We start from the raw sequence: 6292 nt of genomic DNA, 5'->3' as shown, positions 1-6292 counted from the left end.
CGTGTCCCGCGCCCACCGCCCCCCGGCCGGGGCCCCCCCCGCGGTCCGGGGGGGGGCGCCCTTCTGCCGTCCTTCTGTCGTTCCTGCTGCCGCCTTCTGCCGTCGGCTCCGCGTCAGCGGTTGCCGCGGCCGTTGCCGGGCCGGCCGTCGCCGCCGCCGGTCAGGTCGGGGAGGGTGATGTCCGGGAACGGGTTGGTCGGCCGGTCGGCCGGCTTGTCGTCGTCCCGGCGCGGCTTGTCGTCCTGCTTGTCCTTCTCCGGGGCCTTCGGCTTCTCGGCCCGGGGGACCTTGATGCCGACGAAGGACGGGGCCTCGTCACCGAGCGCGCCGGTCATCGCGATCCGCCAGATCGGGCCGGGGAGGCAGCCACCGCAGACCTTGTCGTAGTAGACGCCGCCGATGGTGATGTCGAACATCTCCTCGCGCTTGCCGACGTCGTCGCCGACCCAGACGGCGGTGGACAGGTCCGGGGTGTAGCCGACGAACCAGGCGTCCTTGCGGCCCTCGGTGGTACCGGTCTTGCCCGCGTTGTCGCGGTCGCTCAGACCGGCCTTGGTACCGGTGCCGTCCTCGACCACGCCCTTGAGCATCTGGTTGATCATGTCGGCGGTGCGGTCGGACATGGCGCGCGTGCACTTGGTCTGCGGCACGTTCAGCTTGTCGCCGTTGGCGGCCTTGATGGAGTCGATGACCACCGGCGTGCAGTAGATGCCGCGGTTGGCGAAGGTCGCGTAGACGTTCGCCATGTCGAGCGGGGTGCTCTCAAGGGAGCCGAGGGTCGCCGACGGGCTCTGCTTGATCGGCTTGCCGAGCTCGCGCTCGTAGCCGACCTTCTTCGCCATCGTCAGCGTCTCGCAGAGGCCGGCCGCCTGCTCCAGCTTGGCGAAGTAGGTGTTGATGGACTTGCCGAGGGCGCTCATCATGTCGTACGCCCCCTTCTCCGACTCGAGCTCGTTCTGGACGGACCAGGGGCCGTAGTCCGCGGGCTTGCCGTCGCAGCGCTTGTAGTCGCTCTTCTCCATGGAGATCTTCCACGGGGTGTCGTAGCTCGTCGCCGGGGAGAGGCCCTTCTCCAGGGCGGCGGCGGCCGTGATCGGCTTGAAGGTCGAGCCGACCGGGAAGCCGTACGTCGTGCCGCCCATCTTGCTGCCGACGGCGAGGTTGAGCGTGGTCTGGTGCTGCTTCTGGTCCAGGCCGTACGGGCGGGACTGGCTCATCGACAGGATCTTGCCGGTGCCGGGCTGCACCTGGACGACGGCGGTGGCGACCCCGTCGTCCTTGTTCACCTTGGCCACGGCGGCCTCGTTCGCCGCCGCCTGCGCCTTCGGGTCGAGCGTGGTGCGGACGGTCAGGCCGCCCAGGTTCCACAGCTTCTGCCGCTCCTCGGCGGTCTTGCCGAAGACCGGGTCGTTGAGGATCGTCTTGCGGACGTAGTCGCAGAAGAAGCCGGCGCCGTCGACGGCGGTGATGCAGCCGTTCTTCGGCGACTTCACCTTCAGCTTGATCGGCGTCGCCTTGGCCTCCTCGAACTCGGCCTCGCTGATGTCGCCGACGTCCCTCATCCGCTGGAGGACGATGTTGCGCCGCTTGGTGGCTTCCTGGAGGTCGTTGATGGGGTCGAAGCGGCTCGGCGACTGCACCAGGCCGGCCATCATCGCGGCCTCGCCCAGGTTCAGGTCGGCGGCGGGCTTGGAGAAGTAGCGCTGCGAGGCGGCCTCGATGCCGTACGCCTGCTGCCCGAAGAACGTGATGTTGAGGTAGTTCTCCAGGATCTTCTTCTTGCCCAGCTCCTCCTCGACCTGGATCGCGTACTTCAGCTCGCGGACCTTGCGGCCGATCGTCTGCTGGGTGGCCTGCGCGACCTTCTCCGGGTCGTCACCGGCCTCCTCGACGAAGACGTTCTTCACGTACTGCTGGGTGAGCGTGGACGCGCCCTCCGAGACCCCGCCCGACTGCGCGTTCTTGTTGATCGCGCGCAGCACGCCCTTGAGGTCGATCGCCCCGTGCTCGTAGAAGCGCGCGTCCTCGATCGCGACGATCGCCTTCTGCATGTAGGGGGAGATCTTCTCCAGCGGCACCACCTTGCGGTCCCGGGAGTAGACGGTGGCGATCAGCCCGCCCTCGGAGTCCAGGATGGTGGTGCGCTGACTGAGCGGCGGGGTCTTCAGGTTGGAGGGGATCTCGTCGAACCCCTCGACCGTCCCCTTCGCCGCCAGACCCAGCGCACCGGCCGCGGGCAGGGCGATGCCCGCCAGCACGGCTCCGGAGAGCACACTGACACCGAGGAACTTGGCGGCCTGCTGGGTCCCGGTCAGACCACCGCCCGAGCGCTTCTTTGCCATGGGGGCAGCCTACGTTCTCAATCGCCGGACACACGTATATGCCTTGGCCTAAGCTGCTCCCAACTGTCACAGGAGTGCGGTCCCGTATCAACCCCCATGCATGACATCCACCCGATTTCCGGCATGAGTTCCCGCGTCCCGAATACGCGGGCGGCGGCGTGTCCGATTCGAGGTCGTGTGTCGTGGGGTGCCCTATAACACACGCATGTCCTGCGATCACTCCCCTGGGTGATCTGACGCGCACGCATAGTCCGTTCGGACCATTCAAGATTGGGCCCGAAGGGGGTGTTGCGCTGTCCCCGCCTTCCGTAACGTCCCAACTGGCAGCGGTGAATATGCCGCTGCCGCCGTGGGGGAGCCTCGATTCGGGAGAGGACGGCGCCGGTATGGGCTGGGTAGCTGACTGGAGTGCGCAGGCGGCCTGCCGCACTACCGATCCGGATGAACTTTTCGTGCAGGGAGCGGCACAGAACAGGGCAAAGGCGGTGTGCACCGGCTGCCCGGTGCGCACCGAGTGCCTCGCCGACGCCCTGGACAACCGTGTGGAGTTCGGCGTGTGGGGCGGCATGACGGAGCGCGAGCGCCGCGCCCTGCTGCGCCGGCGCCCCACGGTCACCTCCTGGCGGCGGCTCCTGGAGACCGCACGCACGGAGTACGAGCGCGGCGCGGGCCTGCTGCCCGTCGCCATGGAGGACGACGCGACGTACGAGGAGTACGCCGCGGTCGGATAGCCCCGACCGCCCCGCGGGGTCCCGTCAGGACCGGTCGCGCGGGGAGGCGAGGAGCTCACCGACGGCCCGCAGCCCGGCGAGGTCGTGCACATCGCCGGGCAGGGCGGTCACCTCGGTCACCGCCACCTCGGGGTGGAGGGCCGTGAAGCGGTCACGCGTGCGCTGCTCGCGCGCGAGCACCCGCATCCGCTCGGCGTGCAGCCGGAGCAGACCGGCGGTCAGCCGGGCGATCTCGGGGTCGGTGTCCGTGCTGTTGTCGTGCTCGACGGCGCTGCCGTGCTCGACGGTGCTGCTGCGCTCTTCTGTCGCGTCGGCTGTGGGGGCAGCCTCGGGTGCGGCGGAGGGACGTGCGGGGGAGTCGGCGGCGGTGGCGGGGTGCGACGGCTCGGACGACATGGCCGGGACGCCACGCAGTCCAGTCTTCCCGTCCCCCTGATCCACCATGCGGCCCTCGTCAAGATTTTCCGCCGCCGCCCGCGCCCGCTCGGCCGAGAGCCGCGCCGCCCCGCTGCCGTGCACCCGGTTGAGGACGAGACCGGCCAGCGGCATGCTCTCGGCGGCCAGCCGCTCCACGAAGTACGCCGCCTCCCGCAGCGCGTCCCGCTCCGGCGCCGCGACCACGAGGAAGGCCGTGCCCGGCGCCTGGAGCAGCCGGTACGTGGCGTCCGCCCGGGTCCGGAAGCCGCCGAACATCGTGTCCATCGCGGCGACGAAGGTCTGCACGTCGCCCAGGAACTGACCCCCCAGCAGCTTCCCCAGCGTCCCCGACATCATCGACATGCCGACGTTGAGGAACTTCATCCCCGCCCGGCCGCCCACCTTCGCCGGCGCCATCAGCAGCTTGATGAACTTCCCGTCCAGGAACGACCCCAGCCGCTTCGGCGCGTCCAGGAAGTCCAGCGCCGAACGGGACGGCGGGGTGTCGACGACGATCAGGTCCCACTCGTCCCGGGCCCGCAGCTGGCCCAGCTTCTCCATCGCCATGTACTCCTGCGTACCGGCGAAACCGGCTGACAGGGACTGGTAGAAGGGGTTCTCCAGGATCGCCCGCGCCCGCGCGGGCTCGGCGTGCGCCTCGACGATCTCGTCGAAGGTCCGCTTCATGTCCAGCATCATGGCGTGCAGTTCGCCGCCGTCGGAGCCCTTGACGCCGTCGACCTTCCGCGGGGTGTTGTCCAGCGCGTCGATGCCCATCGACTGGGCGAGCCGGCGGGCCGGGTCGATGGTGAGGACCACCACCCGCCGGCCCCGCTCCGCCGCCCGCACGCCGAGCGCCGCCGCCGTGGTCGTCTTGCCGACCCCGCCGGAGCCGCAGCAGACGATGATCCGGGTGCCCCGGTCGTCGAGGATCGGGTCGATCTCCAGGGCGGGCACGGCGTCCAGCCCGCCCGCGGCGGCCTCCGGGGTCTTCTCCGCCACGGGGGTCTCCTCCCTCATGCCGCACCCACCCCTTGTCTCCGCAGTTCCTTCGCCAGGCGGTACAGACCCGCGATGTCCGCCCCGTCGCCCAGGTAGGGCAGCTCGTACGCGGGCACGCCGACGCCGTCCAGGACGGCCCGCTGGCTCCGCTCCAGCTCCACCCGGCGGGCGTGCCCGGCCGCTTCGTCGAGCAGCGGCTCCACCAGGCCGGCGGCGCCCGTGATCCCGGCGGACGCCAGCGTCCGCGCGATCGCCTCGCGGTGGTCGCCGGAGGCGGCCCGTACCGCCGCCTCGTCCAGCACGTGCGGGCGGACCATGTTCACCACCACCCGGCCCACCGGCAGCCCCGCGGCGCGCAGCTCGGCGATGCCGTCCGCCGTCTCCTGGACCGGCATCTCCTCCAGGAGGGTCACCAGGTGCACCGCCGTCTCGGGGGACTTGAGGACCCCCATCACCGCCTGCGCCTGGTTGTGTATCGGGCCGATCCGGGCCAGCCCCGCCACCTCGTCGTTCACGTTGAGGAAGCGGGTGACGCGGCCGGTCGGCGGCGCGTCCATCACCACGTGGTCGTAGACCGGGCGGCCGTCGCGCTCCCGCCGCCGGACCGCCTCGCACGCCTTGCCGGTGAGCAGGACGTCCCGCACCCCCGGCGCTATCGTCGTCGCGAAGTCGATCGCGCCGAGCTTCTTCAGGGCCCGGCCCGCGCCGCCCAGTTTGTAGAACATCTGGAGGTAGTCGAGGAGCGCGCGCTCGGCGTCGATCGCCAGCGCGTACACCTCGCCGCCGCCCGGAGCCACGGCGATCTTGCGCTCCTCGTAGGGAAGCGCCTCCGTCTCGAAGAGCTGTGCGATGCCCTGCCTGCCTTCGACCTCGACGAGGAGCGTCCGCTTCCCCTCCGTCGCGAGGGCGAGGGCGAGGGCGGCGGCGACCGTCGTCTTACCGGTACCGCCCTTGCCGCTGACGACCTGGAGCCTGCTCACGCTGTCGAGCCTAACCACTGGCGGCCCCGCGCAATCAGCGGACCGCCCCGGAGAAGCCCCCGAGCCGGGACCCTAGGGGGAGCCTCGGCGGAGCACCCCGCCGCAGCGGCTACAGTCGGGCCCATGACCAAGTGGGAGTACGTCACGGTGCCGCTTCTGGTGCACGCGACCAAGCAGATTCTCGACAACTGGGGCCAGGACGGCTGGGAGCTCGTCCAGGTCGTGCCCGGCCCGAACCCGGAGCAGCTCGTGGCCTACATGAAGCGGCCGCAGTCGTGAGCGGGGCCGTCGAGGCGCGGATCGCCGAGCTGGGCCTGAAGCTGCCCGAGGTCGTCCCGCCGATCGCCGCCTACCAGCCGGCCGTGCAGTCCGGCGTGTACGTCTACACCTCGGGCCAGCTCCCGATGGTGGAGGGCAAGCTTCCGGTGACCGGCAAGGTCGGCGCCGAGGTGACCCCCGAGGAGGCCAAGGCGCTCGCCGCCACCTGCGCGCTGAACGCGCTCGCGGCCGTGAAGTCGGTCGCCGGTGACCTCGACCGGATCAAGCGGGTCGTGAAGGTCGTCGGCTTCGTCGCCTCCGCCGCCGACTTCACCGGCCAGCCCGGCGTCGTCAACGGCGCCAGCGAGCTGCTCGGCGAGATCCTCGGCGAGAAGGGCGTGCACGCCCGCAGCGCCGTCGGCGTCACCGTCCTCCCGCTCGACGCCCCCGTCGAGGTCGAGGTCCATTATGCCGATCAGGACGCTGCGGCGGCTGACCGGCCGTCCGTCGGAGTGCTCGGGTCCGGTACGAGGGCGGGCGCGGCCGGCGGTCGCCGCGCTCC

The 6292-nt window shown here is 70.9% G+C and carries 5 protein-coding genes and 1 pseudogene; 3 read left to right on the top strand and 3 right to left on the bottom strand.

The features are described 5' to 3' along the window. Positions 1 to 113 precede the first annotated feature (113 nt). Positions 114 to 2342 (bottom strand): transglycosylase domain-containing protein, encoded by a 2229-nt coding sequence (locus AB0E83_RS34770; RefSeq protein WP_362120717.1) that lies wholly within the window; start codon positions 2340 to 2342, stop codon positions 114 to 116. 386 nt (positions 2343 to 2728) lie between these two features. Here AB0E83_RS34770 and AB0E83_RS34765 point away from each other — a divergent pair, with 386 nt between their 5' ends. After that, a complete protein-coding gene (locus AB0E83_RS34765) occupies positions 2729 to 3073 on the top strand; it encodes a WhiB family transcriptional regulator (RefSeq protein ID WP_030495795.1) in 345 nt (114 codons plus the stop codon). Between the two features lie 24 nt (positions 3074 to 3097). Here AB0E83_RS34765 and AB0E83_RS34760 read toward each other — a convergent pair whose 3' ends face one another. Next, complete coding sequence (locus AB0E83_RS34760; RefSeq protein ID WP_362120715.1) at positions 3098 to 4492, bottom strand: ArsA-related P-loop ATPase; 1395 nt, start codon at positions 4490 to 4492, stop codon at positions 3098 to 3100. 14 nt (positions 4493 to 4506) lie between these two features. Further along, positions 4507 to 5472, bottom strand: a complete 966-nt coding sequence (locus AB0E83_RS34755) for an ArsA-related P-loop ATPase (RefSeq protein WP_362120713.1) — start codon at positions 5470 to 5472, stop codon at positions 4507 to 4509. Between the two features lie 123 nt (positions 5473 to 5595). On the opposite strand from AB0E83_RS34755, the gene AB0E83_RS34750 reads away from it, so the two are divergent. Further along, positions 5596 to 5751, top strand: coding sequence for a DUF4177 domain-containing protein (locus AB0E83_RS34750; RefSeq protein ID WP_158821993.1), 156 nt, complete (start codon positions 5596 to 5598; stop codon positions 5749 to 5751). Then, positions 5748 to 6194 (top strand): annotated as a pseudogene (locus AB0E83_RS34745) (RidA family protein); the annotation flags it as partial. The gene AB0E83_RS34750 and the pseudogene AB0E83_RS34745, both read left to right, overlap by 4 nt. Between the last annotated feature and the right edge of the window lie 98 nt (positions 6195 to 6292).

It is taken from the genome of Streptomyces sp. NPDC035033, assembly GCF_040636735.1.
GTDB lineage: Bacteria > Actinomycetota > Actinomycetes > Streptomycetales > Streptomycetaceae > Streptomyces.
The sequence above is the reverse complement of the archived record's forward strand: the minus strand, read 5'-3'. Positions and strand labels throughout refer to the sequence as shown.

Coding starts and splice junctions, on each gene's coding strand:
- AB0E83_RS34750 (WP_158821993.1), top strand. CDS start 5,596: ATGACCAAGTGGGAGTACGTCACGGTGCCGCTTCTGGTGCACGCGACC.
- AB0E83_RS34765 (WP_030495795.1), top strand. CDS start 2,729: ATGGGCTGGGTAGCTGACTGGAGTGCGCAGGCGGCCTGCCGCACTACC.
- AB0E83_RS34770 (WP_362120717.1), bottom strand. CDS start 2,342: ATGGCAAAGAAGCGCTCGGGCGGTGGTCTGACCGGGACCCAGCAGGCC.